23 protein-coding genes are annotated in these 23,979 nt (G+C 70.8%); 19 read left to right on the plus strand and 4 right to left on the minus strand.

Annotated features, from left to right (window positions below; genetic code table 11):
* The first annotated feature begins 9 nt into the window (after positions 1-9).
* The gene (locus tag K8625_RS03845; protein WP_223745215.1) at positions 10-516 is read left to right on the plus strand and encodes a hypothetical protein; all 507 of its coding nucleotides are present in this window, start codon (positions 10-12) and stop codon (positions 514-516) included.
* Positions 517-595: 79 nt separating this feature from the next.
* Positions 596-1,150 (plus strand): FxsA family protein, encoded by a 555-nt coding sequence (locus K8625_RS03850; RefSeq protein WP_223745216.1) that lies wholly within the window; start codon positions 596-598, stop codon positions 1,148-1,150.
* A 9-nt stretch (positions 1,151-1,159) separates the two neighbouring features.
* Here the strand turns inward: K8625_RS03850 and K8625_RS03855 are convergent, their stop codons facing one another.
* Positions 1,160-2,263 carry an acyltransferase gene (locus K8625_RS03855; protein WP_324289157.1) on the minus strand — a complete coding sequence of 368 codons (1,104 nt, stop codon included), beginning with the start codon at positions 2,261-2,263 and terminating at the stop codon, positions 1,160-1,162.
* Between the two features lie 119 nt (positions 2,264-2,382).
* On the opposite strand from K8625_RS03855, the gene K8625_RS03860 reads away from it, so the two are divergent.
* The 12 genes from K8625_RS03860 (at position 2,383) to K8625_RS03915 (ending at position 15,494) form a co-directional block, all read left to right on the plus strand.
* Entirely contained in the window at positions 2,383-3,213 is an 831-nt protein-coding gene (locus K8625_RS03860; protein ID WP_223781854.1) for a YfiM family protein, read from the plus strand.
* 225 nt (positions 3,214-3,438) lie between these two features.
* Complete coding sequence (locus K8625_RS03865; RefSeq protein WP_223781855.1) at positions 3,439-4,539, plus strand: cytochrome-c peroxidase; 1,101 nt, start codon at positions 3,439-3,441, stop codon at positions 4,537-4,539.
* Between the two features lie 19 nt (positions 4,540-4,558).
* Positions 4,559-4,957, plus strand: coding sequence for a hypothetical protein (locus K8625_RS03870; RefSeq protein WP_046715465.1), 399 nt, complete (start codon positions 4,559-4,561; stop codon positions 4,955-4,957).
* A gap of 392 nt (positions 4,958-5,349) precedes the next feature.
* Positions 5,350-6,195, plus strand: coding sequence for a cytochrome c (locus K8625_RS03875; protein WP_141323812.1), 846 nt, complete (start codon positions 5,350-5,352; stop codon positions 6,193-6,195).
* A complete protein-coding gene (locus tag K8625_RS03880) occupies positions 6,192-6,824 on the plus strand; it encodes a respiratory nitrate reductase subunit gamma (RefSeq protein ID WP_223745220.1) in 633 nt (210 codons plus the stop codon). The genes K8625_RS03875 and K8625_RS03880 overlap by 4 nt, the downstream gene beginning before the upstream one ends.
* Positions 6,821-7,444, plus strand: coding sequence for a cytochrome c3 family protein (locus K8625_RS03885; protein WP_223781856.1), 624 nt, complete (start codon positions 6,821-6,823; stop codon positions 7,442-7,444). The genes K8625_RS03880 and K8625_RS03885 overlap by 4 nt, the downstream gene beginning before the upstream one ends.
* A 13-nt stretch (positions 7,445-7,457) precedes the next feature.
* Entirely contained in the window at positions 7,458-10,442 is a 2,985-nt protein-coding gene (locus K8625_RS03890) for a TAT-variant-translocated molybdopterin oxidoreductase (RefSeq protein WP_223781857.1), read from the plus strand.
* The gene (gene nrfD / locus K8625_RS03895; RefSeq protein WP_223781858.1) at positions 10,439-11,923 is read left to right on the plus strand and encodes an NrfD/PsrC family molybdoenzyme membrane anchor subunit; all 1,485 of its coding nucleotides are present in this window, start codon (positions 10,439-10,441) and stop codon (positions 11,921-11,923) included. Before K8625_RS03890 ends, nrfD begins: the two co-directional genes overlap by 4 nt.
* Complete coding sequence (locus K8625_RS03900) at positions 11,920-12,441, plus strand: DUF3341 domain-containing protein (protein WP_223781859.1); 522 nt, start codon at positions 11,920-11,922, stop codon at positions 12,439-12,441. Before nrfD ends, K8625_RS03900 begins: the two co-directional genes overlap by 4 nt.
* Positions 12,438-13,010: a cytochrome c gene (locus K8625_RS03905; RefSeq protein ID WP_223745225.1), complete on the plus strand. Its 573-nt coding sequence runs from the start codon at positions 12,438-12,440 to the stop codon at positions 13,008-13,010. Before K8625_RS03900 ends, K8625_RS03905 begins: the two co-directional genes overlap by 4 nt.
* Positions 13,007-14,203: a hypothetical protein gene (locus K8625_RS03910; RefSeq protein ID WP_223745226.1), complete on the plus strand. Its 1,197-nt coding sequence runs from the start codon at positions 13,007-13,009 to the stop codon at positions 14,201-14,203. The genes K8625_RS03905 and K8625_RS03910 overlap by 4 nt, the downstream gene beginning before the upstream one ends.
* A 187-nt stretch (positions 14,204-14,390) precedes the next feature.
* Positions 14,391-15,494 carry an oxidoreductase gene (locus K8625_RS03915; RefSeq protein ID WP_223781860.1) on the plus strand — a complete coding sequence of 368 codons (1,104 nt, stop codon included), beginning with the start codon at positions 14,391-14,393 and terminating at the stop codon, positions 15,492-15,494.
* Positions 15,495-15,726: 232 nt separating this feature from the next.
* On the opposite strand, the gene K8625_RS03920 is transcribed toward K8625_RS03915, so the two are convergent.
* On the minus strand, positions 15,727-16,500 hold the full coding sequence (locus K8625_RS03920; RefSeq protein WP_223781861.1) for a hypothetical protein: 774 nt from the start codon (positions 16,498-16,500) through the stop codon (positions 15,727-15,729).
* Between the two features lie 173 nt (positions 16,501-16,673).
* On the opposite strand from K8625_RS03920, the gene K8625_RS03925 reads away from it, so the two are divergent.
* On the plus strand, positions 16,674-17,960 hold the full coding sequence (locus K8625_RS03925; protein ID WP_223781862.1) for a YecA family protein: 1,287 nt from the start codon (positions 16,674-16,676) through the stop codon (positions 17,958-17,960).
* Between the two features lie 289 nt (positions 17,961-18,249).
* Here the strand turns inward: K8625_RS03925 and K8625_RS03930 are convergent, their stop codons facing one another.
* Positions 18,250-18,864 (minus strand): TetR/AcrR family transcriptional regulator, encoded by a 615-nt coding sequence (locus K8625_RS03930; RefSeq protein WP_223745230.1) that lies wholly within the window; start codon positions 18,862-18,864, stop codon positions 18,250-18,252.
* Positions 18,865-19,029: 165 nt separating this feature from the next.
* Here K8625_RS03930 and K8625_RS03935 point away from each other — a divergent pair, with 165 nt between their 5' ends.
* A complete protein-coding gene (locus K8625_RS03935; RefSeq protein ID WP_223781863.1) occupies positions 19,030-20,262 on the plus strand; it encodes an acetyl-CoA C-acyltransferase in 1,233 nt (410 codons plus the stop codon).
* An 86-nt stretch (positions 20,263-20,348) separates the two neighbouring features.
* Here the strand turns inward: K8625_RS03935 and K8625_RS03940 are convergent, their stop codons facing one another.
* A complete protein-coding gene (locus K8625_RS03940; RefSeq protein ID WP_223781864.1) occupies positions 20,349-20,933 on the minus strand; it encodes an SRPBCC family protein in 585 nt (194 codons plus the stop codon).
* Positions 20,934-21,265: 332 nt separating this feature from the next.
* Here K8625_RS03940 and K8625_RS03945 point away from each other — a divergent pair, with 332 nt between their 5' ends.
* From K8625_RS03945 to K8625_RS03955, 3 genes are all read left to right on the plus strand, one after another.
* The gene (locus tag K8625_RS03945; protein ID WP_223781865.1) at positions 21,266-21,688 is read left to right on the plus strand and encodes a YciI family protein; all 423 of its coding nucleotides are present in this window, start codon (positions 21,266-21,268) and stop codon (positions 21,686-21,688) included.
* 139 nt (positions 21,689-21,827) lie between these two features.
* Positions 21,828-22,643, plus strand: a complete 816-nt coding sequence (locus K8625_RS03950; protein ID WP_223781866.1) for a hypothetical protein — start codon at positions 21,828-21,830, stop codon at positions 22,641-22,643.
* 289 nt (positions 22,644-22,932) lie between these two features.
* Complete coding sequence (locus K8625_RS03955) at positions 22,933-23,901, plus strand: hypothetical protein (RefSeq protein ID WP_223781867.1); 969 nt, start codon at positions 22,933-22,935, stop codon at positions 23,899-23,901.
* Positions 23,902-23,979 lie beyond the last annotated feature (78 nt).

Here is a 23,979-nt window from a genome sequence, read left to right on the forward strand (position 1 = left end):
AGATACGAGTTGCTCCTACAGACGAAGACGCCGGGCACGCCCTACGAGGCGGCGCGGGTGGATGGCCTCCTCTCCGAGCGGCGGGTGAGCGCCCGTCCGGACGGCAACCGGCTCTGGCATCTCGAGCACGGGGACGTGGAGGTGGGCGAGCTGCGCGAGGGCGGACGGGTGGTGGCCACCGAGCTGCACATCCCCTTGTCCGAGCGCACGGAGCTGGTCCGCGAGGTGGTGGCCGAGGCCGCTGGCATCGCCAGCGCGGCCGGCGCGCGGCTGGTGGACCCCCAACTGGGGCGCTCGCTCGCGGCCACGGATGACCACGTGGTGGTGGACCAGTACCTGCGCACGGTCCGCTACGAGGGCTCCATGTCCGTGGGCTCCATGTCGTTCACCCCGGCCACGAGCGAGAGCTCGCGCGGCTTCCAGCCCGGCGCCAGGTTCTTCCTCATCGCCATCGGCGCCTTCTTCTTCCTGTACCTGCTGGTGGACTCGATGATTGGGAGCCTCGGCGGCAGGTAGACAGCGGGCGAGGGGAGGGGCGCCGCCCCTGCCGTCGGGTTGTCCAGCACGAGGGGCCGCTCGGCGTTAGGTTGGGGGCGTGTTCAAGTACTTCCTGCTCGCACTGATTCTCCCCTTCGTGGAGCTGTACCTGCTGGTCGCCATCGGCCGGGAGGTGGGTTTCCTTCCGACGCTCTCCGTCGTGCTCCTGACGGGGCTCGTGGGCTCCTGGCTCGCGCGCCGCGAGGGGAGCCGGGTGATGCGTCGGTGGCGCGACGCGCTCGCCATGCGGCAGGTGCCGGAGGAGGGCCTGTTCAGCGGCGCGCTGGTGATGCTCGGCGGCCTGCTCCTGCTGGTGCCGGGCTTCCTGACCGACGTGGTGGGCCTGTCGCTGCTCTTGCCTCCGGTGCGCCGGTTCGTCACGGCGCGCCTGCGCCGCGCGGTCGAGCGCCGCATGCGGGACGGCTCGTTCCAGGTCACCACCATTGGCGGCGTGGGGTTCCCCGGTCCGTTCCCGGGGGAGCCCAGGGGCGGCACGCCGTTCCCCGAGTCCTGGTCCGACACGGCGTCGAAGGGACCTCCCGGCCGCATCCGCTCCGGCGCGTCACGCGCGGAGGTGGACGCGGAGTTCACCGAGGACGAGCCCAGGCACTGAGGCCGGCGTTCAGGCCCGCGGGCTCATGCGCGTGCCGCTCAGGCTCGCGTTGAGCGTGGTGGAGCCGGCGCGCCACGGACGGGCCTGCTCCGTCAGCCAGCGGCCCAGCCACGCCACCACCGCGCACGTCACGAGCAGCGCCACGCCGATGCCCACCGCGGCGGGGACTCCGAGCCGGGGGCCGATGCGGCCCGCGAGGCCCGCGATGTCCGCCCAGCCGTACACCACCGGCAGGTGCAGCACGTAGATCCACAAGGACAGCCGCCCGAACGGCGCCAGCAGCTTGCTCAACCGGACGGGCGCGAGGTTGACGGCGCCCAGCACCAGGAGCCCCTGACCCACGCGGTACGCCACCAGCCACGCGCTCGCGGGCGTCCAGTCCGCGGTCGTCATCCGCGTCAGCCCGAGCATCCCCGCGCCGAGCGCCAGCAGCGCCAGGCCCTGCGGCCAGCCCGGACGCAGCAGGTGCAGCGCGTACGCCGCGAACGCACCCGCGAAGAAGTAGCCCGCCCACGGGAAGAAGGGGAAGCGGCTGCCCGCGGCGCTGCCCAGGAATTGCTGCACCGCGCCCGGCAGACCCACGCCCAGCTTCCACGTGGTGGCGCTCACCAGCGGGATGCCCACCGCGAGCACGAGCAGGACCAACGGCCGGCCGCCCTGCGCGGGCACGAGCGCGAGCAGCACCGAGCCCACCAGCAACGCGAAGCCGATGCACTGGAGCGCGTCGAAGGTGAGGACGTGCGACACCATCGCGTCCGTCCAGCCCATGTCCCGCACGGCGTGCCACCCGGGCCAGTGCAGGAAGTACCCCAGGAACAGCAGCAACAGCGAGCGGCGCACCCGACGCCCGAGCGTGTCTCGCGCGGCGTTGGGCCGGGTGCCCAGCGCGGCCACCACCGCCCAGCCGCTCACCAGCAGGAACAGGGGCGCGGTGACGCCGCGGAAGGCCCAGTAGTGCTGCACCCACGGCAGCAGGCGCGCCTCGGCCGAGAGCAGCGCGTCCAGCGTGTGTCCCAGCACCATCGCGAGGACCGCCAGACCGCGCGCCCCGTCGAGCCCGGGGTGCCGGTTCGATTGCTGCTGGAAGGTGAACGAGGGGCCGAGTCGGTTCACGCGACCCGGAGCATAGGACGATGTGCTGGACTCGTCTCGAAAACGCACCACCGGCGAGGTCATCCCCACACCCAGGGACAGGCCACCTGGACGGTCCGTGGGGTGCTACATCCCTGCTCATGAAGCTTTCCAACCGGAGCGGGTTCGCCCCCTGTCTCGTCGCGCTGCTGGCAAGCCCCGTCGCGAGCGCCGCGTCGGGGGATGACTGGCTGGGCCCGGACAAGCCCAAGCACTTCGCGGCCTGCTTCGTCCTCGCGGGCGTGGGCTACGGCGCGGGCGCGCTGCTCTTCGAGCCGCCCGAGGCGCGGCTCTGGACGGGCGCGGGGCTCGCGATGGGCGTGGGCGTGGGCAAGGAGCTGTACGACCTGGGGCGGGGCACCACCTTCTCGTTCAAGGACCTGGCCTGGGACGCCGCGGGGACGGCGACGGGCCTGGGCGTGTCGTGGCTCGTGGACCGGCTCCTCTTCGGCCCCACGCCCAGCCCCCAGGCGCGGGGCTCGCTACGGGCCGTTCCGCCCGTCGTGCTCGTCCTCGGGACGCGACGGGGACAAGAGGTCCTGGTCGGGACGCGCGCGGGCCTCGACGAGGCGCAGGAGGGGCTCTCGCTCCAGCAGCGGCTCCACCGTCATCATGGCGCTGCCCTGCTCGGCGTGGCCCCCCGTGATGAGCACGGTGACCTTGCCGCGAGGACACTGGCGCAGGCAGCCGGTGGGCATGACGCGGACTTCATCGGCGAGCCCCCGGTCGGCGAGCGAGCGCTGGAGCCAGCGCGGCAGCTCGACGCCGCCCCCGCTGCGCGCGCCGCGCATCAGGCACTTGCGGCAGATGAGGACATCGACGTCCCGGTTCGCGTCTCCACCGTCTTCATCCCGCATCCATCCTCCGAGTCGTCGAGCCGGGGCGCTCCGGGCTTGCCACACCCGGTGGACGCCCCGCTGCGTGGGCGCTGAAGCGAAAGCGGCCCGTCAAAGCTGTCGCTCCCGGGAGGTAGCGGCCAGGGCGCGGCCTCGCACCCAGGGGCTCCTCGTCCGAGGAGCAGGGGAGCGGCGGAGCGCAGGCGTCTGACGGGCTGATGGACGCGGGAAGCGCGGGCGGGGTGCGTCACAAAGACGCGGGCCCCGGCCGGAGGCGGGGCTGATAGCGTGCCGGGCCGTCCACACCCCCTGGAGTGCGTCATGTCCCGAACCCGCTTCGTCACCCTGCTCACGCTGACCTCCCTGGGCGCGTTGTCGGGCTGTGAGCGCAAGCAGGAGCCCGTCGCGCCGTCCACGACGGCGAGCGCGCCGAAGCCCCCGGGCCCCAAGCCGATGACGCCCGAGCAGCTCTCGCACTTCTTCCGCCCGACGCCGCCGGCCAAGGACGCGAAACCTGTGCCCCAGGACACCGAGGCCCAGGTGGCGCTGGGCCGCATGCTCTTCTTCGAGCCCCGGCTGTCGAAGAACCACGACGTCTCCTGCAACACCTGCCACGGCCTGGACACCTACGGCGTGGACAACAAGGCGCTGTCGGACGGGCACCGCGGGCAGAAGGGCTCTCGCAACTCGCCCACCGTCTACAACGCGGCGGGCCACATCGCGCAGTTCTGGGACGGGCGCGCGGACACGCTGGAGGCGCAGGCGTCCGGCCCCATCCTGAACCCGGTGGAGATGGCCATGCCGGACGAGCGCCGCGTGGTGGCCACGCTCTCCTCCATGCCGGAGTACGTGACGCGCTTCCGTGACGCGTTCCCCGGCGACAGGAAGCCCGTGTCGCTGGCGAACGCGGCGCGCGCCATCGCGGCCTTCGAGCGGGGGTTGACCACGCCGTCGCGCTTCGACCAGTACCTCGCTGGCCAGCACTCGGCGCTGAGCGAGGCGGAGCAGCGCGGCCTGCAGCTCTTCGTGGTGACGGGCTGCACCACGTGCCACAACGGCCCGGCGGTGGGCGGCACGTCGTTCCAGAAGCTGGGGCTCATCGAGGACTACCCGGGCCTGAAGGACGCGGGGCGCTTCGACGCGACGAAGAACGAGGACGACCGGGGCAAGTTCCGCGTGCCCACGCTGCGCAACGTGGAGCGCACCGGTCCGTACCTGCACGACGGCAGCGTGGAGGAGCTGCCGACGATGGTGCGGCTGATGGCGAAGCACCAGCTGGCGCGGACGCTGACGGACGCGGAGGTGGATGACCTGGTGGCCTTCCTCAAGAGCCTCACCGGGGAGCTGCCGCCGCGCGAGCACATCGCCGCGCCGCCCCTGCCGCCCAGCACGAAGAAGACTCCCGAGCCGGACCCTTCCTGAGCTAAACCCCGAGAGACCCATGGACCGAATGTTCTTCTATGCCCACTCCGGGCTCCGCTATCTGGTGTTGCTCGCGGGCGTGCTGGCCATCGCCTACTTCGCCTTCGGGCTCGCCACGAAGCGCCCGTTCGACAAGGGAGGCCGCATCCTCGGCTCCTCCTTCGCGGGCCTGCTGCACCTCCAGGTGCTGCTCGGCATCCTCGTGCTGGTGACGCGCTTCTACTACCCGGCGCTCATCGGCCACATCGTGATGATGGTGCTCGCGGCCGGCTCCGCGCAGGCGCTGCTCTCGGTGAATCGCCGGCGTCCCCAGCCGGGCTACGCGCTGCCGCTGGCGGGCGTGGGGCTCGCGGTGCTCTTCATCATCGGTGGCATCATGGCCATCGGCCGCGGCGTGTTCACCACCACCGCGATGTGATGTGCCGCTCCAGGCGGGTGGAGCCTCGTGCTCCCCGCGTGGGCCCGGGCCTCGAGGCGTCTCTCGCCTCGGGGCCTTCGTGTTTCAGCAGGGCGGGGGCATGGACTCCATCTCGCGGGGAGCCGAGCGCAAGGTTCGCCGCCGTGAGGCCCTCTTCGTCATGAAGTGCGCCGCGCGCGTGCTGGCGCGGGCACCGCGAGCCCTCTCGGGATGCCTGCTGGCAAACAGTGCGTCGGCGTGTGTCGCCGCGCGCAAATGCTGCGCACCGCTCGCTTGATTTCCGGAGCTTCGCGCCGCTGTGGGGCGTGGATCATCCTGGCCTTCGCGTTGCACTGACGTCGCCGCGTGCCGGGCAATGAGCCCGGCCTCCCCGCGAGGAGGGGCACGCAGCAATGCGGACACGTGAGCTGGGAGGACGGCCGCGTCAGGAGCGAACGCTCGTCCCCATCATTCCGCTCCTGGCCCTGTTGGCGGCGCCGGCCGCGCTGGCGCAGGGCGCCGCGCGCCAGGGCGCTCAGCTCTTCACCCAGCGGTGCGCCACGTGCCACTCGATGGGCGAGGGCGACCGGATTGGCCCCGACCTCCACGGCGTGCTGGAGCGCCGCGACGAGGCCTGGGTGACGCGCTTCATCAAGAGCCCCGGCGCGCTCATCGACTCGGGCGACCCGGTGGCCACCGAGCTGCTCGCGAAGTTCAACGGCGTGCGCATGCCGGACCAGGCGCTCTCCGACGCGGAGCGCGACAGCCTCTACGCCTTCATCCGCGACTGCACGCAGAAGGGGAAGGGCGGCTGCAAGCCCTCGCCCGCGGAGAAGATGGGCACGGACGCCACGCCGGAGGAGATTGCCCGGGGCCGCCGGCTCTTCGAGGGCGCGGAGTCGCTGAAGAACGGCGGCGCGGCCTGCATCGGCTGCCACGACGTGCGCGGGCTGGGCGTGGCGGGCGGCGGCACGCTGGGCCCCAACCTCACCTTCGCCTTCGCGCGGATGGGCGAGAAGGGCATGCGTCCGGCGCTGGCGAAGCTGGAGGGGCCGATGATGGGGCCGCTCTACGCGAAGGCGCCGCTCGACGAGGAGGAGCAGTACGCCCTCAAGGCGTACCTCGCGGACGTGTCCCGCGATGGCAGCCGTCCCCGGGGGGACCGTGACTTCTTCTACCTGGGGCTCGTCGGCATGGCCGCGGTCCTGGGCTTCATCGGAGTGATGTTCTCGGCTCCGTCCACGCGAGGTCAGTCGTGAGCGACGCGTTCCTCTTCAACGCCCTGCCGTACGCGGCGGCCGGGGTGGCCCTGGCGGGCACCATCTGGAGGGTCACCGCGCGCGAGCCCGCGCCGCCCACCACGCCCTGGACGTCCGCGGGGCGCGCGGTGCTGGCGGGGGTCGCCATCGTCGCGTTCTTCCATCTCTTGGGGCTGGCCGCGCCTCGCGCGATGCAGGCCTTCAACGCCTCTCCCGCGCGCCTGTTCACGCTGGAGTCGCTGCAGCTCATCGGCGCGATGCTGCTGGCCTGGGGGCTCGCGTCGCTGGGGCTTCGCAAGGCGAAGGCGGGGCAGTGGACGCCCGCGCTCACGCTGGGCCTGCTCTTCGCGCACGTGCTCACCGCCGTGTACATCGCGGTGGCGCTGCGCTGGGGCACCGCCTGGTACCTGCACATCGGTGTGCCGTACGTGCGCTCGCTGATGACGTTCCAGCCGGACGCGACGCGGATGCTCACGGCGCCGACCGTCTACCAGGTGCACGTGCTCCTGGGCTTCGTGCTGCTGGCGCTGGCGCCCTTCATCCGGATGAACCGCGCGACGGTGCCCCAGCGCGCGGAGGAGTCGGTGGAGCCGGGCCTGCTCGGCACGCCTCGGGAGGAGACGCCATGAGCCGCGCATCCATCCGCGGGCTCGGCCAGGCCGGCGCGCTCCTCGCGCTGGGACTGGGCGGGTGCAGCGGGCCGGTGAACAACCAGCAGGGCCACATGCCGGCGCAGCCGGTGGCCTTCTCGCACGCGGTCCACGCGGGCCAGTACGAGCTGGACTGTCAGTACTGCCACGTGGGCGCCGAGCAGAGCCGTCACGCGGGCGTGCCGTCCGCCAGCGTCTGCATGAACTGCCACACGCAGGTGAAGAAGGACTCGCCCGAAGTCCAGAAGGTGGCCGCCGCGGTGGCGGCCAACGCGCCCATCCAGTGGGTGCGCGTGCACCGGCTGCCGGACCACGCCTTCTTCAACCACGCCAGCCACGTCACCGCGGGCCTGAAGTGCCAGACCTGCCACGGCGCGGTGGAGCAGATGGTGCGCGTGGAGCAGGTGGAGCCCATGACGATGGGCTGGTGTCTGGACTGTCACCGCAAGACGGGCGCGCAAGGACTGACGGCGCCCATCGCTTCCGCGCCGCGCAAGGGGGAGCTGTTGGCCCTCATGTCCGGTGAGCCGCTTCCCGAGCCCTCGAAGACCCCTCGCACCCTCCAGCCGCCCTCGGACTGCTCGAGCTGCCACCGCTGAGGACCCCCGCGCCATGTCCGACAAACTTCCCCAGTACTGGCAGAGCCTGGCCGAGCGCGCGACGGATGCCTCGTGGCTCGACACGCAGCGCAACGAGTTCGCCGAGGAGCTTCCGGTGGGCGTCGCCGCCGCGCCTCCGGATGCGAGCAGCCGTCGTGACTTCTTCAAGATGATGGGCCTGAGCGCCGCGGCGGCCATGGTGGCCTGCCAGCGCGCGCCGGTGCAGAAGCTCATCCCCTACGTGTCGCGGCCGGACGAGGTGACGCCGGGCACGGCGCTCTGGTACGCGTCCACGTGCGACGCGTGCCCCGCGCGCTGCGGCCTGTTGCTCAAGACGCGCGACGGTCGCCCCATCAAGGTCGAGGGCAACGACGAGCACCCCGTGTCCCGCGGCGGCGTGTGCGCCGTGGGCCAGGCCTCCGTGCTCTCGCTCTACGACGCGAGCCGCGCCCGCTTCCCCTCGCGCGCCAGCAGCCGCGTGTCGTGGACGGACCTGGACGCCGAGGTGAAGAAGGGCCTCGCCAAGGCGACCGAGGACGGCAAGGCCATCCGGCTGGTGCTGCCCTGGGTGATGGGGTCCACGGCGGAGGCCGCGGTGTCGCGCTTCCTCGCCGCGCACCCGACGGCGCGCACGGTCCGCTACGAGCCCCTGGGCGAGCTGTCGGCGCTGGGCGATGCGTACCGCGTCACGCACGGTGCCCGCGTGGTGCCGGACTACCGCTTCGACAGGGCGAAGGTCATCGCCAGCTTCGGCGCGGACTTCCTGGGCACGTGGGTGTCGCCGGTGGCCTTCACGCGGCAGTACGCGGAGGCGCGCGACGCGGCCACGCGCAAGGCGATGGCGCGCCACTTCCAGGTGGAGCCGGTGATGACGCTCACCGGCGCGGCGGCGGACCGTCGCTTCGTGGTGGCGCCGTCCGACGTGACGCTGGCCCTGGGTGACGTGGTGCGCAGGCTCGCGGTGAAGGCGGGCCGCGAGGTGCCGGGGCTGAAGTCGCTGCCTGCCTCCAGGCTGGAGCCTGCCTCGCTGGATGAGCTGGCCGAGGCGCTGTGGGCCCACCGCACCGAGTCGCTGGTGGTGTGTGGTGGCGACGAGGTGGCGGGCCAGGTGCTGGCCGCGACGGCGAACGTGCTGCTCGGCAACGAGGGCACCACGGTGCTCCCCCGGGACGGCGTGGCGCTGGACGAGAAGGCGCTGTCGTACGGCGAGCTGCTCGCGGAGCTGGGGGCCGGGAGCGTGGGCGCGGCGTTCTTCCTCGGCGTCAACCCGGCGCACACCGACGCGCGCGGTGACGCGCTGGGGGCGCTGCTGAAGAACGTGCCCCTCACGGTGGCGCTGAATGACCGGCTGGATGAGACGGCGGTGCTGGCGCGACTGCACGCTCCGGCCTCCACGGCGCTGGAGGTGTGGGGCGACGCGGAGCCTCGTCGGGGTGTGGTGTCGCTGCGGCAGCCCGCGGTGTCGCCGCTGCACGACACGCGTGACGCGGTGGAGTCCCTGCTGACGTGGGCCGGCGCGGCCCAGGCCCACCACGACTTCCTGCGCGCGCGCTGGGAGGCGGAGGTCTTCCCGAGGGCCGGCGCGACAGGGACGGACTTCGCCCACTTCTGGGATGACTCGGTCCGCCGGGGTGTCGTGACGCTGTCGTCAGTGCCCGCGGCGCCGCTGACCTTCCGTGAGGAGGGCGTGGCGAAGGTGCTCGCCGGCGTGGCGCGTCCCTCGGTGGAGTGGGAGCTGGTGCTGTTCCCCTCGGTCGGTCTGCGCGACGGCGCGATGGCGAACAACGCGTGGCTCCACGAGGTACCGGACCCCATCACCAAGGCGACCTGGGGCAACCCCGCGCTCATCTCACCCGCGCGCGCCAAGGAACTGGGCCTGTCCGACGGCGACGTGGTGAAGGTGAGCGTGGGCGGCAGGTCGGTCTCGCTGCCCGTGCTGATTCAAGCCGGCACGCACCCCAGCGCGCTGGGGCTCGCGGTGGGCTACGGCCGCACGCGGGCCGGGCGCATCGGCGACGGAGTGGGGGAGCGCGTCTACTCGCTGGCCGCGGTGGTGGACGGGCGCGTGCGCCGCTCGGTGCCGGGGGCGACGGTGGCGGCCACGGGGGAGCGGCAGCAGCTGGCGCTCACCCAGACGCACTCGAGCCTGGAGGGGCGGCCTCACGTGCGCGAGGCGGAGCTGGCCGCGTTCCTGGCCAACCCGCGCGCGGGCAACGAGGGACACGGCGGCCACGGCGGTGGCAACGGCGGACACTCGCTCTCGATGTGGTCCGGCCACGAGTACAAGGGCCACCGCTGGGCGCTGGCGGTGGACCTGAGCGCGTGCACGGGGTGCTCGGCGTGCGTGGTGTCCTGCCAGGCGGAGAACAACATCCCCAGCGTGGGGCGCGACGAGGTGCTGCGCCAGCGCGAGATGCACTGGATGCGCATCGACCGGTACTACCAGGGCGACGCGGCGAATCCGCAGGTCGTGCACCAGCCGATGATGTGCCAGCACTGCGAGAACGCGCCGTGCGAGACGGTGTGCCCGGTGCTCGCGACGGTGCACTCGTCGGAGGGGCTCAACCAGCAGGTCTACAACCGCTGCGTCGGCACCCGCTACTGCGCCAACAACTGCCCCACCAAGGTGCGGCGCTTCAACTGGTTCGACTACCCGCACGACGAGCCCCTGGAGCGCATGGTGCTCAACCCGGACGTGGTGGTGCGCAGCCGCGGCGTCATGGAGAAGTGCTCCTTGTGCGTGCAGCGCATCCAGGAGGGCAAGGCGACGGCGAACCGCGAGGGCCGGCCACTCCGGGACGGCGACATCCAGACGGCTTGCCAGCAGAGCTGCCCGGCGAAGGCCATCCACTTCGGGGACCTGAATGACCCGGAGAGCCGGGTGGCGAAGCTGGCGAAGGACGGGCGGGCGTTCCGGTTGCTGGAGGAGCTGAACATCGGGCCGTCCATCACCTACCTCACGAAGATCCGGAACACCGGGTCGGGAAGCGGAACATGAGCAACCAGCATCTGTCCCCGCTGCGCGTGCCGCTGGTCAGCGAGCCGCGCACCCTGGGTCAGCTCACCGAGGAGATCTGCGCGCCCATGGAGCGCGCGCCCACGTGGAAGTGGTGGGCGGCGTTCGCCATCGCGGTGTCCGTCCTGGGCACCGGCGCGGGAATCGTGGCGTACCAGGTGGGCACGGGCATCGGCGTGTGGGGCTTGAACAAGACCATCGGCTGGGCGTTCGACATCACCAACTTCGTCTTCTGGGTGGGCATCGGCCACGCCGGCACGCTCATCTCCGCCATCCTCTTCCTCTTCCGGCAGAAGTGGCGCACCAGCATCAACCGCGCGGCGGAGGCGATGACGTTGTTCGCCGTCATGTGCGCGGCGCTCTTCCCCGTCATCCACATGGGCCGCCCGTGGCTGGCCTTCTGGGTGCTGCCGTATCCGAACACGCGCGGCAGCCTCTGGGTGAACTTCCGCTCGCCGCTGCTCTGGGACGTGTTCGCCATCTCCACGTACTTCACCGTGTCGGCGGTGTTCTGGTACGTGGGCCTGATTCCGGACCTGGCCACGGTGCGCGACAGGCTGAAGGCGGGCGTGAAGAAGGCCGTCTTCAAGGTGCTGTCGCTGGGGTGGACGGGCTCGCACCGCACGTGGAGCCGCTACGAGACGGTGTACCTGCTGCTCGCGGGCCTGGCGACGCCGCTGGTGCTCAGCGTGCACACCATCGTGTCGATGGACTTCGCCACATCGGTGATTCCCGGCTGGCACACCACCATCTTCCCGCCGTACTTCGTGGCGGGCGCGGTGTTCAGCGGCTTCGCGATGGTGCTGACGCTGATGATCATCACCCGGGTGGTGCTGGGCTACGAGCACCTGATTACGATTCGCCACCTGGAGAACATGACCAAGGTCATCATCGTCACCGGTGGCCTCGTCTCGCTGGCGTACGCGACGGAGTTCTTCATCGCCTGGTACTCGGGCAACCCGTACGAGCGCTTCGCCTTCATGAACCGCGCCTTCGGCCCCTACGCCTGGGCCTACTGGATCATGGTGACGTGCAACGTGGTGTCGCCGCACCTGTTCTGGTTCAAGAAGATCCGCACCTCGCCCGCGGCCATCTTCGCGCTGTCCCTGGTCATCAACGTGGGCATGTGGTTCGAGCGCTTCGTCATCATCGTCACCAGCCTGCACCGCGACTTCCTGCCGAGCAGCTGGTCCATGTACACGCCGACGATGGTGGAGGTCGGGACCTTCATCGGGACCTTCGGCCTCTTCTTCACGCTGTTCCTACTCTTCGTCCGGGTGCTGCCCATCATCTCGATTGGCGAGGTGAAGAGCGTGCTCGGCTTCGCCAGGAGCGAGCCCGGACACGGGGCGGCCCACCCTCCGTCGCGTCCCGCCGCCGCGCACGAGGCGCCGACGGAAGACACCTCGGGCCGGCACACGCCGCCGCTCGCCATCGCCACCCGGAAGGATGTCCCCGTATGAGTGCCCCGGTTCTCATCGGCTACTTCGAGAAGGAGGAGCAGGTCCTGGAGGCCACCCGCGCGGTGCGCGAGGCGGGCCATGACCTGCGGGACGTGTACACGCCGTACGCGGTGCACGGCCTGGATGACGCGATGGGGCTCAGGCCCAGTCGGCTCACGTGGGTGTGCTTCGGCGCGGGGCTGACGGGCGCCACGCTGGCGATGTCGCTCCAGCTCTACACCAGCGTGGTGAGCTGGCCGCTGAACGTGGGCGGCAAGCCCTTCAACTCGTTCCCCGCGTTCATCCCGGTGACGTTCGAGTTGACGGTGCTGTTCGCCGCGCTGACCACGGTGGCGGCGTTCCTCTTCAGGACGAAGCTGTTCCCGGGGAACAAGCGGCCGACGTTGCCTCGGGTGACGGATGACCGGTTCGCCATCGTCGTGGCGCCGCGTCAGACGCCGGAGTCGCTGGAGGCGGCGGAGGACTTGATGCGTCGCCACGGCGCGGTGGCCACGGATGTGAGGGAGGTGCCGTCGTGAAGCGGACCTGGGTGGGAGCGGCGACGCTGGGGGTGTTGTCCCTGGCGGGGTGCGAGCAGGACGAGACGCGCCCCAATTACGAGTACGCGCCGGACATGGTGTCCTCGGTGCCGTACGACAGCTTCGCGAGCAACCCGAACACGGCGGACGGCAAGACGCTGCTGACGCCGGCGAAGGGCACGGTGCCTCGCGGGCATGTGCCGCTGAAGCTGACGGCCGGGACGGAAGCGGCGGAGAAGGCGGGTCGCGAGCTGCGCAATCCGTATCCGGCGTCGCCGGAGGTGCTGGCGCGAGGGCAGACCGCGTTCCAGCGCTATTGCACGCCGTGCCACGGCTCGGGGGGATTGGGGGATGGGCCGGTGACGGCGCGCTTCCCGGTGCCGCCGTCGTTGCTGGCGGAGCACGCGATGGCGCTCCCGGACGGTCGCATCTTCCACATCATCACGCATGGGCAGGGCTTGATGCCGGCCCATGGTTCCCAGGTGGCGCCGGAGGACCGGTGGAAGCTGGTCCACTACCTCCGCTCGCTGCAGAACCCCGCGCGCACGGCGCGCAAGGAGACGCCATGAGCGCCCCCGTTCAGGCCCACGGCCCCGAGTCGCAGGGCGGCTTCGCCGTCTCGCCCGTCTTCCACCGCGCCGCGCAGGTGGCGGCGGGGGCGGGGTTGGGGGTGTTGGTGCTCGGCCTGGTGCAGGCCCGGGAGCGGGCGCTGACGAGCCTGCTGACCAATGGCTTCTATTTCCTGTGCCTCGGGTTGGGCGGCGCGGTGTTCCTGGCGCTGATGTACGTGGCGAACGCGGGGTGGTTCACCGTGTTCAAGCGCATCCCCGAGGCGTTCGCGTCGTACGTGCCCTGGGGCGCGGCGACGATGCTGGCGCTGTTGCCCTTCGCGACGACGCTGTACCCGTGGGCGAAGCCGGGGGTGATGGAGACGGACCACCTGCTGCATCAGAAGGAGGCGTTCCTCAACGTCCCGTTCTTCGCGATTCGCATGGCGGTGATGCTGGCGCTGTGGGTGGCCTTCACGTGGATGCTGCGGCGCAACTCGCTGCGGCAGGATGCTCAGCCTGGCGAGGCGCTCACGCGGCGCAACGTGACGGTGTCGGCGGTGTTTTTGGTGTTGTTCTCGCTGACCTTCTGCCTGGCGGCGTTCGACTGGCTGATGAGCCTGGAGCCGCACTGGTTCAGCACCATCTACGCGCTCTACAACGTGGCGGGGCTCTTGAGCTCCAGCGTTTGCGCCATCACGGTGGTGGCGGTGTTGTTGAACAGGGCAGGGGCGCTGCCGCAGCTCAACGCGAGTCACCTGCATGACTTGGGGAAGCTGATGTTCGGCTTCGCGACGCTGTGGGCGTACCTGTGGTTCTCGCAGTTCCTGCTCATCTGGTACGCGAACATCCCCGAGGAGACGGTGTACTTCATCGCGCGGATGCACGGTGGGTGGGAGGTGCCGTTCTACGCGAACGTGGTGTTGAACTGGGCGCTGCCGTTCGTGTTGCTCTTGCCGCGTCCGGCGAAGATGAACCCGTCGCATCTGCTGCGCGTCGCGGGGGTGTTGCTGGTGGGGCGCTGGTTGGATTTGTACCTGATGGTGGCGCCGGCGCATCAGCCTCACGGTCCGGTGCTGGGCCTGTATGAGCTGGCCGGGCTGGTGGGCGTGGCGGCGCTGTTCACGCTGGCCGTCACGCGCGCGGTGCGCACGTCGCCGATGTTGCCGGTGGGAGACCCGTACCTGGTGGAGAGCCTGCATCACCACACTTGATGGGCTGAGTGAATCAAGTCCGCGAACACGGCTCCCGGGGACTGGCCCCGCTCCTTCCGGAACCTTGGGGCCCGTGTGACCGCGGCGGCGAGGCCATCCGCTTCCTCCTCAGGCGGATGGCCTCGTTTTTTTGTGGGTGACCTCTGCCCTGATGAGGGGCACATGATGTGCTTCAATCCCGGTCGCCATGAGTGAGCCCGCGCGTTCCCAGCCTCCGCTCCGCGTCGCCCTGTTGGGTTACGGCTTCGCGGGCAAGTCCTTCCATGCGCCGCTGCTTCGCACGGTGGAGGGGCTCTCGCTGCACGTCATCGCGTCCAGCCGGCCCGAGGCCGTCCATGCGGACCTTCCGGGCGTGACGGTGCTCCCCTCGGCCATCGACGCGGCCACGCACCCGGACGTGGACCTGGTCGTGGTGGCCACACCGAACGAGCAACACGTCCCGCTCACCCAGGCGGCCCTGCGCGCGGGCAAACACGTGGTCGTCGACAAGCCGATGGCGGTGACGCTGGAGGAGACGCGCTCGCTCGCGGCGCTGGCGCATTCCCAGGGGCGCCTGTTGTCCGCGTTCCACAACCGACGCTGGGACAGCGACTTCCTCGAACTGAGAGCGCTGCTCGCCGAAGGCACGCTGGGCCGGGTGACGCACGTCGAGTCCCGGTTCGACCGCTTCCGGCCCGAGGTGCGCCAGCGCTGGCGCGAGCAGCCCGTCCCCGGCGCGGGCATCTGGTTCGACCTGGGCCCGCACCTGGTGGACCAGGCGTTGCAGCTGTTCGGATTGCCGGACACCGTGCACGGCCTGCTGGCCATCCACCGTGACAACGCCACCGTGGATGACTGGTGTCAGGTGACGCTCCAGTACCCCCAGCGCCACGTCGTGCTCCAGGCGTCGATGCTCATCGCGGGCGGAATGCCTCGCTTCGCGGTGCACGGGACGAAGGGCTCCTGGCTCAAGCACGGCATGGACACCCAGGCCGACCGGCTCATCGCTGGCGAACTGCCGGGCGCGAAGGACTGGGGCGAGGATGTCTGGCCCGGGCGTCTCATCCTGGGGCCCACGGGCGCGTCACGAGGAACGACGGCTCCTCGGGGTGACTATCGCCAGTTCTACGCGGGCATTCGGGACGCCGTGCGTGGCACGGGCCTCAATCCGGTGACGCCCGCGCAGGCAGTGGCCGTGGCGGCCGTGCTGGAGGCGGGGGTCCTCTCGGCGCGGAACGGATGCGGGCAACGAGTGTCTCTGACCGAGGCCGAGCGCTCCAACTTCAAGGCTGACCGCCCGGTGGGGCTCTGACCGCGGGCGTCTATCCGTAGTCGCTCGAAGGGAGGGGCGGTCCTCCCGGCGGACAGCGGGGCTCCGCGGGGTGCTCTCTCAGGACGAGCGCGCGTCACTGCTGCCTGCACTCACTGGCACGAGGTTCCGCTGCACGTCACTGCGAGCCCGGCCCCGCGGGACGGTTGTTGCCTGGACTCACGGCAAGGTTCACCGGCCTCGATTGCGCTGTGGACGCCGTCCCCGTGTGAGGTCATTGCTGTACATCGCTCGGTGCTGCCTGCCCCTCCACGAACGCGCGCAGGTCCGCGATGAGGGCAGGGGCCTCGACTCGCCGCGCCGGAGCGAGCGTGCCGGAGGGCGCGTCCTGTTGACCCGGGAGTGAGCGGGGCGCGCCCCAGGTCCTGCCTCCGTCGCGCGTGGCATAGCTGAACCACAGCGTGCGTGGCGGCTCCTCCTGTCGCTCCAGCGACGCCGAGCCGATGAGCACGCCCCGTCCGCGCGAGTCGAGGTCCAGGTCATGCGGCGAGAGGTACTCGCCATTCCAGGTGGGCTGGTTCAGCTCGCGCGGAATGGGGAGGGTGGCGCACGTCGAGGTGGCGAAGTCATTGCTCGTCACCACCACGGTGAACGACTGCCCTGGGTCTCCTATCTGCCGCTGGGTGACGACGACGAGCTTGCGGCCCTGGGCTGCGAGATAGAGCCCGACCTCGTTCTCCTCGTGTTGAGGCAGGACCGCGCGCCAGCCCTTCGGACCCTTGAGGAAGAGGACGGTTCCGCTCGCGGCCTCGGCGGCTTCGCGCGGCTCCCGCAGGTATCTCAACGTTCCGATGAGGAGGTCGTCCCGCGACTCGACGCCCTGGAGACCTGACTCGGCCGCGTCCTCGACGAGCTTCGCGGTGAGGGGGACCGTCTTCGCGCAGCCAGGCCCTGCCTTCGGCGTGGACCCGGGTTCCCGCGCCTGGCCCGAGGCCGCGAGGAGGACGACCGTCGATGCCACCGCGATGAACAGCCCCTGCTTCCCCATGTGTGTCACCTCACCGAGCATCAGAGAGGACCCGGCCCGGTGTTGTCGAGACGTCCAAGGTCCTGGCTCGGTTCCCGACAGGGCGTCGCCAGCAGGCTGCCCGGGGCGGGGGCCTCCTGCTACGGTGCGCGCGGATTCCACCGCTCGCCCCCGCGAGCCGAGAGGCGCAGCCCTTGAGTCAGAAGAAGCCCGGCCGAAACGACCCGTGTCCCTGTGGCAGTGGCAAGAAGTACAAGGTCTGCCACGCCAGTGAGGACCGCGCCCGCGCCGCGCCGCCTGTTGCCCCCACCTCGGGGCAGACCGCTGTCCGGAAGGAACTCGAGAACCCGGACGTGAGCTACCTGGCCGTCGCGCTGGACCGGTTCGGGAAGCTGCTCGCGGAGTGGGGGCCCGGGCCCGGGCTGCGCTTCGACGCGGAGGCGTTCGACAAGCACGTGGGCCAGGAGCTCGCGCGCATCTCCGAGGTGGAGACGCTGGACGCCAACCAGGCCCACCGGGAGCTGCTCGTGGGCACCGTGAAGGTCCTGGCGACGAAGTCGTTCCTGGACCGGCTCGCGGCCGTGCTGCGTGCGCGCAGCGAGGAGCCCGGACTCCCGGCCGAGGACCAGCGCGCGCTGCGAGCCTGCGCCGTCATCGCGGGCGCCTCGAAGGCGTCCAGCCGCCTGCGCCCCGAGAACAACCCCATCCTCGACGTGGTCTTCGACGTGCAGTTCCGCGAGTGGAGCACGCGCCACAAGGAGTGGCTGGCCAAGTACGAGCTGCTCGCGAGCGGGATGTCGGAGGGCTCGCTGTCGGAGGAGGCGCGCAAGGCGCTCCAGCAGGCCCGCGACGGCGACGTGGACGCGCTGGTGGACTACGTGAAGGAGGACCCCGGGCTCGCCGAGCGCATCGCCCGCGAGGCCAAGGAGCGCGCGGCGCGCGTGGAGGCGAAGCTGCGTGAGCCCTCGACTCCGCCCGTGTTCGCGCCCGAGGAGGAGCTCTGGCTCACCTGTGTCCTCTGGGAGCCGATGCAGGCCCTGAAGGGACTGCCCCAGGGCGCGGAGCCGGCGCAGCGCCGCGAGGCCGTGACAGCGCTGCTGCGCGGCGTGAAGGGCGCGCTGGACGAGGTCTTCCTCGCGGGGATGCTGAACCGCATGCGCCAGAAGTCCCAGGACGCCACGGTCGACGAGGCCCTGCGTGCCTGGTACGCGGACGCCGCCATCGCCTTCGAGGCCGAGCCCGCGCGCATGTCGCTGGCCGCGCTCCTCACCGCGAGGCAGGAGGCTCAAGGGCGCTCGGCGGAGGAGATGGTGGCGCTCGCGGACCTCAAGGCGCTCACCACCTGGACGCCCGAGAGCTTCGAGCCCTACCGGCAGCTGCTCCTCCAGATGAACCTGCCCGCGTCGGCCGAGCGCATCCAGCGCTGCCAGGAATGGCTGAAGACACACCCGGTGGCGCTGCGTGCCGCCACCCCGGAGTGACGCGCGGCTCCACCCCGTGATGCCTCGAGCGTCGCGACCTTGAGTCAGGGTCGCGACAAGCGCTGAAGCGGCTTGGCGCCAGGGTGACCCCCGACGACGCAGCCGGTCGTCTCCCCGCGTTCGCGGAAGATACCGTCGCGTGCTCTCTTCCGCGGGCGTCAACTGCCCGGTCACAACGCCCCCGCTTCGTGAGGACGTTTTTCTCCAGGGCCTGCGAGTCCTTGGCGGACACGCGCTGTTCGTCCGGGAGAAGTGCCCGCGGTTCGTCAGCCTCCAGAGCCCGCGGCTCCTACTTCTTCGGGTCGCTCTTCTCCGCGACCCGCGAGTCCTCCGCCGACAGCATCGCCACGCGGCGGGCCGCCTTGAGCACCTCATCGGAGATGGGGCTGCCCGCCGTCGCCTTCGCGAGCGTGAGCGCGCCCACGCACAGCGCATACGTCGCCAGGGCCCGCTCCCGCGCGGTGGCGCGCTCGTCCGAGGACAGGTGCGGTGTGAAGCTCTCCACCGTCAGGTTCAGCTCCTCCGCCAGCGCCTGCTTCAGCTCCGCCTCGCCGCGCACCACGTCCGACAGCACGGCGGGCAGGGCACACGGCGGCACCGGCGCGTCCCGGTGGGCCCGCGAGAGGTAGCGGCGCACCAGGTGGTTGAGCCACTCGGCGCCCTTCAGGTCCTCCAGCCCCTGCGGCCAGTCCACCCGCTGGCGACTCATGATGCGCTGGAGCGACTCGATGAGCAGCGCCTGCTTCGAGCCGAAGTGCGCATAGAAGCCGCCCACCGTCAGCCCGGCCGCGCGCATCACGGTGTCCACACTCGTCGTCAGGAAGCCCTTCTGGCGGAACAGCCCTCCAGCGGCCTCCAGGATTCGCTCATGCGTGGACTGCTTCTGCTCCGGGGGATGCGGCATCCGACTCTCACCTCGCTGTACACCATTATACACGTCATGGGGTGCGCGCCGCCTCCCATCCAGCTCCGTCCGCTTCCTCGTCACCTCCGGGTTGCGACCATATTATGTCCATAATATTGTTGAGACAGGGTGGCGCGACGTCGCCCGTGAATGGAGGGCTGGTCGATGGATGCCTACATTTTGGATGCGGTCCGGACTCCGCGTGCCCGGGCGAGGCCCGGGAAGGGAGCGCTCAGCGGGCTGCACCCGCAGGAGCTGTTGGCCCAGACGCTGAAGCAGTTGCCGCTGCGCACCGGCGTGGACGTCTCGGACGTGGACGACGTGGTGGTGGGGGCGGTGTCGCAAATCGAGGCGCAGGGCGCGAACATCGCGCGCAACGCGGTGCTCGCCGCCGGCTGGCCCCTCTCCATTCCGGGCTTCAGCCTCAACCGCTTCTGTGGCTCCGGCCTCCAGTCGATGTCGGTGGCGGCCATGGGCGTGGCCTCCGGGGCCCAGCGCCTGGTTGTGGCGGGCGGCGTCGAGCAGATGAGCCGCTACGGCCTCAACGCGGACGGGGGCGGCACGGACGGCGGCAACGTCGACCTGCGTCGGCGCTTCTTCCAGGTGCCCCAGGGCATCTCCGCGGACCTCATCGCCACGCTGGAGGGCTTCACGCGCGAGGAGCTGGATGCCTTCGGCCTGCGCTCGCAGCAGCTCGCGGCGCGCGCCCAGGCGGAGGGGCGCTTCCTGCGGAGCCTGTTCCCGGTGAAGGACCCGCACACGGGCGAGGTGCTGCTCGCGGCGGATGACCACCCGCGCCCGGACACGACGGCCCAGAAGCTGGCCGCGCTCGCGCCCGCCTTCACGCAGCTCGGCGCGCGCGTCGAGGGCCCGAACGGTGAGACGCTCGACGAGCTGGCGCTCCAGGCCTACCCGCGCGCGGGCGCCGTGCGGCACCTGCACACCGCGGGCACCGCGAGCGGAATCGCGGACGGCGCGGGCGCCATCCTGGTGGCGTCGAAGGACTACGTGCGTGCGCACGGCCTGAAGCCGAGGGCGCGAATCCGCTCGGTGTCCGCCGTGGGGAGCGACCCGGTGCTGATGCTGACCGGGCCGGCGATGGCGTCTCGCAAGGCGCTGGACGCCGCGGGGCTGAAGGCGCGGGACATCGACCTCTGGGAGGTCAACGAGGCCTTCGCCGCGGTGGTGCTACAGACGGCGCGGGCGCTGGAGATTGATATCGACCGCGTCAACGTCAACGGCGGCGCCATCGCCCTGGGCCATCCGCTGGGCGCGACGGGGAGCATCCTGGTCGGCACCGCCCTGGACGAGCTGGAGCGCACGGGGAAGTCGCTCGCGCTGGTGACGTTGTGCACCAGTGGCGGGCAGGCGGTGGCGGCGGTGCTGGAGCGCGGCTGAGCCGAGCTGTCCCAACAGCATCATCAGCATCATCGAGGTGTCCTCCCCAGGGAACGGCCCTGGGGACGCGTGGGGAAGGAGCGGCTTTAGTGGGCGAGCGCGGGCGAGGCCTCGCTGCGCGCGGACTGGGTGGACTTGCGCGCCAGCTCCTTCGCCGCCGTCTCCAGGTCCGCCAGGCCCTTCTCCTGCTGACCGCCCACGAAGGACTCCATGAAGCCGAAGGCCGTCATCGCCTTGCCCATGAAGGTGTTGGGGCCGGACATGCTCCACGTGACGAGCGTGCCCTTCTCACCGGGGCGCAGCGTGAAGTCCGCGCGGTTGACGGCGGCGAAGGGCTCGATGAACTCCAGGCGGATGGCGACGAGCTCGCCGGGCTTGCTCTCCAGGATCGTCATCTTGCCCGAGCCGATGTTGCGGTTGCCCTGGTAGGCATAGGTGGCGCCCACGCCCTCCGCGGGGCCCTCGTAGCTGCGCGTCATGTTGGGGTCGACGTTCTCGTAGGGCGACCACTGCCGCCACTCGGAGAAGTTGTTGATGAGCGCGTGGATGGCCTCCGGCGGCGCCTGGATCTCTCGGCTGCGCGCGATGAGGAACGAGTCCGGACGGGTGGCGATGAAGGCAACCAGCCCGACGATGAGCATGACGATAGCGATGCCAATGATCTTGGCCATGTGAGTTCTCCCTGGGGGGTGGGTTGGAATCCCGGCTTCAAAAGGGCGACGAACGGCCTTTCGGGGGATCGACACGACCCTCGTTTTTCCCGCGCTGGACGGCGCAACCTCCTGGCATTGCTGGGGAATCCCGGCGTGCGAAAATGCCCGGATAATTCACGCGGCGCCCACGCCCTCCGCGCGCTCACCGGGTGGCATACCTGGGGCGTGGGTGGGCAACACAGGTGTGTCGATCTCGACATGTCTCATTCGTCGCGCAGATGGAGCCACGGCTCGACACCCGCGAGAGCGGGCGAGGAGGCGTGGCGTGTGCACCGCAGAAAGGCGCGACGATGCGATTCATCCTGTTGTTGAAGGCCCGCCTGGAGACGGAGTCGGGAGGCCCGGCGAGTCGAGCGCTCATCACCGCAATGGACCGCTACAACGATGAGCTGGTGCGGGCGGGGGTGTTGCTCGACGCGGCGGGACTTCATCCCTCGTCACGCGGCGCGCTTATCGACTTCTCACAAGGCAAGCGGACGGTGACGACCGGGCCCTTCGCCTCGTCCGACGCGCTGATTGCCGGGTTCTGGATGATTCAGGTGAAGACGCGCGAGGAGGCGCTGGAGTGGGCGCGCCGGTGTCCCCTCCTGCCCGGAAGCGACGATGCGCAGATCGAGCTGCGGCAGGTGCTCGAGCCCACCGAGCTGGCGGAGCTGGCGCGCGAGCCGGTGGCGCAGGACGCGTGGCCCCGCGTGGCGGGCTCACGCTCCTGAGTCGAGCGGCTCTCAGGGGGGCGAGCTGGCCGGAGGTGGGCTCGGGCAGCGGGGGCATCACGGTGGGGTGGAGGTGGGCGCGCCCCTCATGCCCTTCGCGGCGAAACGTGCTCCACTGCCGTCAGAGCGAGGTGGGCACATGAAGGTGGTGGCACTCGTGGAGGCCGCGCCGGACATGCAGTCTGCGGCCAAGGCGCTGGCGGCGGTGACGGGCATGGCGCTGGCGGAGGCGCGGATGCGGTTGGCGCCGGAAGCGCCGGCGTTGCTGGCGCGGCTCGCGCCCGAGGCGGCGGAGGCGCTCGTGGAGGCGCTTCGGAGCGAGGGGCTCGCGGTGCTCGCGGTGGACGAGCAGGGGCTGGGGCGTGAGTGGCTCGCGGCGCGACGGGTGACGTTCGGCGAGGACGCGGTGACGTTCAGCGCGCGCTCCGGTGAAGCGCAGTCCTGGAGCTGGCGTGACGTGGCGGTGGTGCTGCGAGGCGCGAGTTCCGTGCGCACGCGCAGCGAGCACAAGGAGCAGCCCAGCAAGATGGAGGTGGCCAAGGCCTACGGGTTGGCCATCGCCTCACATGGGCTGATGCTGCCGCGCACGGGGGCGAAGACAGTGCGGCAGGAGTCGGAGGAGACGACGCAGGTCATCTACGTCTTCTCTCGCGACGGCCAGGGGGCGCTGCTGAGCGAGCACGGCATGGAGTTCTCCTGCCTGGGCCCGGCGATGCAACCCTCGCGCATCGCGAACATGACGGTGCTGATGCGGAGGTTGTGCGAGCGGGCACCGGAGGCCTTCCACGACGAGCGGCTCCTGCGGCTGGGACGACGTCCGCTTCCCTTCGTGGTGGGCGATTCGACGCAGACGTCGACGAACAACGTGTCGGTGCGGACGGTGAGCTCGCTGCCCGGCATGGACGTGCTCGCCGAGGTGCTGCGTCAGGCCGTGGCCCTGCGCCTGCTGGAGTGAGGACCTCCTGTGGGAGGCCTTCGCGCCGGCCCAGGGAGTCCCGATGAGAGACCCGAGCCGCGGCAGGTGCCTGCGCCCACCAAGGCGTCGCTCGCGGGGACCCGGGCATTCTCCGCGTCGGCGGGTGGGCTCGTTCGTGTGTTTCTTGTTCACTGCCCGTGGTAGATACGTGGCTTGAATGAGCCGGCCCTTGGGGGGCTGGAGAAGCGAGGGGGAGATGAGTGATTGGCGCGTGAAGTCGTCACCACAGGCACGGGTGTACGTCCCGCCGCGGGAGGCCCGAGCTCAGGTGTCGTCCGAGGTCCCGGTGAAGACGGGCGGTGTGCGAGGGCCCGTGGATGAATTCGTGGGCACTCCGGGCGCGAGGGGAAGGAGCAGGGCCCATCTGCTGGACGGTGGGACCTCCAGCGTCGCGATGACGCACCTGCTCCAGGCGCAGACGCCCACGCCCGAGCCGACGCGTCCGACCTGGGACCCCGAGGCAGGGCAAGCCTTCCTGAATGACGGAGAGACGTGGAGCCCGGTCGACGTGCCGTATGAGCGATACGCGTGGCTGGGGGAGGTGCGGCGCCAGGACGACTCCGTCTACCTCATCGAGCCGGACGCGCAGGCGGTGCGCGAGGATGACAACGCCAACTGGTGCGCGACGCTGGCGTGGGACTTCCTGGGGGCCGCCGTGCCGGGGTGGTCCTCGCAGGCGACACGGGACGGCGCGGCGGCGGACTACGAGAAGACCTCTTCCGAGGCCGTCTGGGCGCAAGTCGTGGGGCAGCAGGTTCCCGAGGCAGGCCTCGCGGTGAGCCTGCCGGTATCCTCCACCGGTGAGTCGCTGGACTTCAAGGCGGTGGAGACCTTCACCTCCGAGACGGATACCTCGATGGACTCCCCGCCGACGCTGACCTCGTTGGCGGACATTCCCGTGGGGGAGTCCCGCGCCATCGTCATGCGCCCGTTGAACGGCGACGGGACGTCGAACGGCGACGCGACGGGGCACTGGGTCATCGTGGAGCGCGTCTCCGAGGACGAGTACCGCATCCACCAGTCCGCGCCCGGCAACTGGGTCATGGCGGGCATGTCGGCGCCGCAGGGAGGCACCTTCACCCAGACCTTCACCGGCCCGGATGCCGCCCAGCAGGTGAGCGACTGCGTGCAGCGACAGAGCAGGTTCGCCTCGGAGAACCAGGGTTCGAGTCGCTACGGGCTTGTCGTCCTGGAGCCCACGCTGCCCCCGGAGCGTCGCAGCGAGTCGGTGGCGTGAAGCGTGGGGGCTGGGAGCTCCCAGCCCCGTCACGCGTCACCTGATGCAGCGCCTCGAGTGCTGCTGGCGCTCGAGGGC

The sequence above is a fragment of the Myxococcus sp. AS-1-15 genome, assembly GCF_020037055.1.
GTDB classification, from domain to species: domain Bacteria; phylum Myxococcota; class Myxococcia; order Myxococcales; family Myxococcaceae; genus Myxococcus; species Myxococcus fulvus.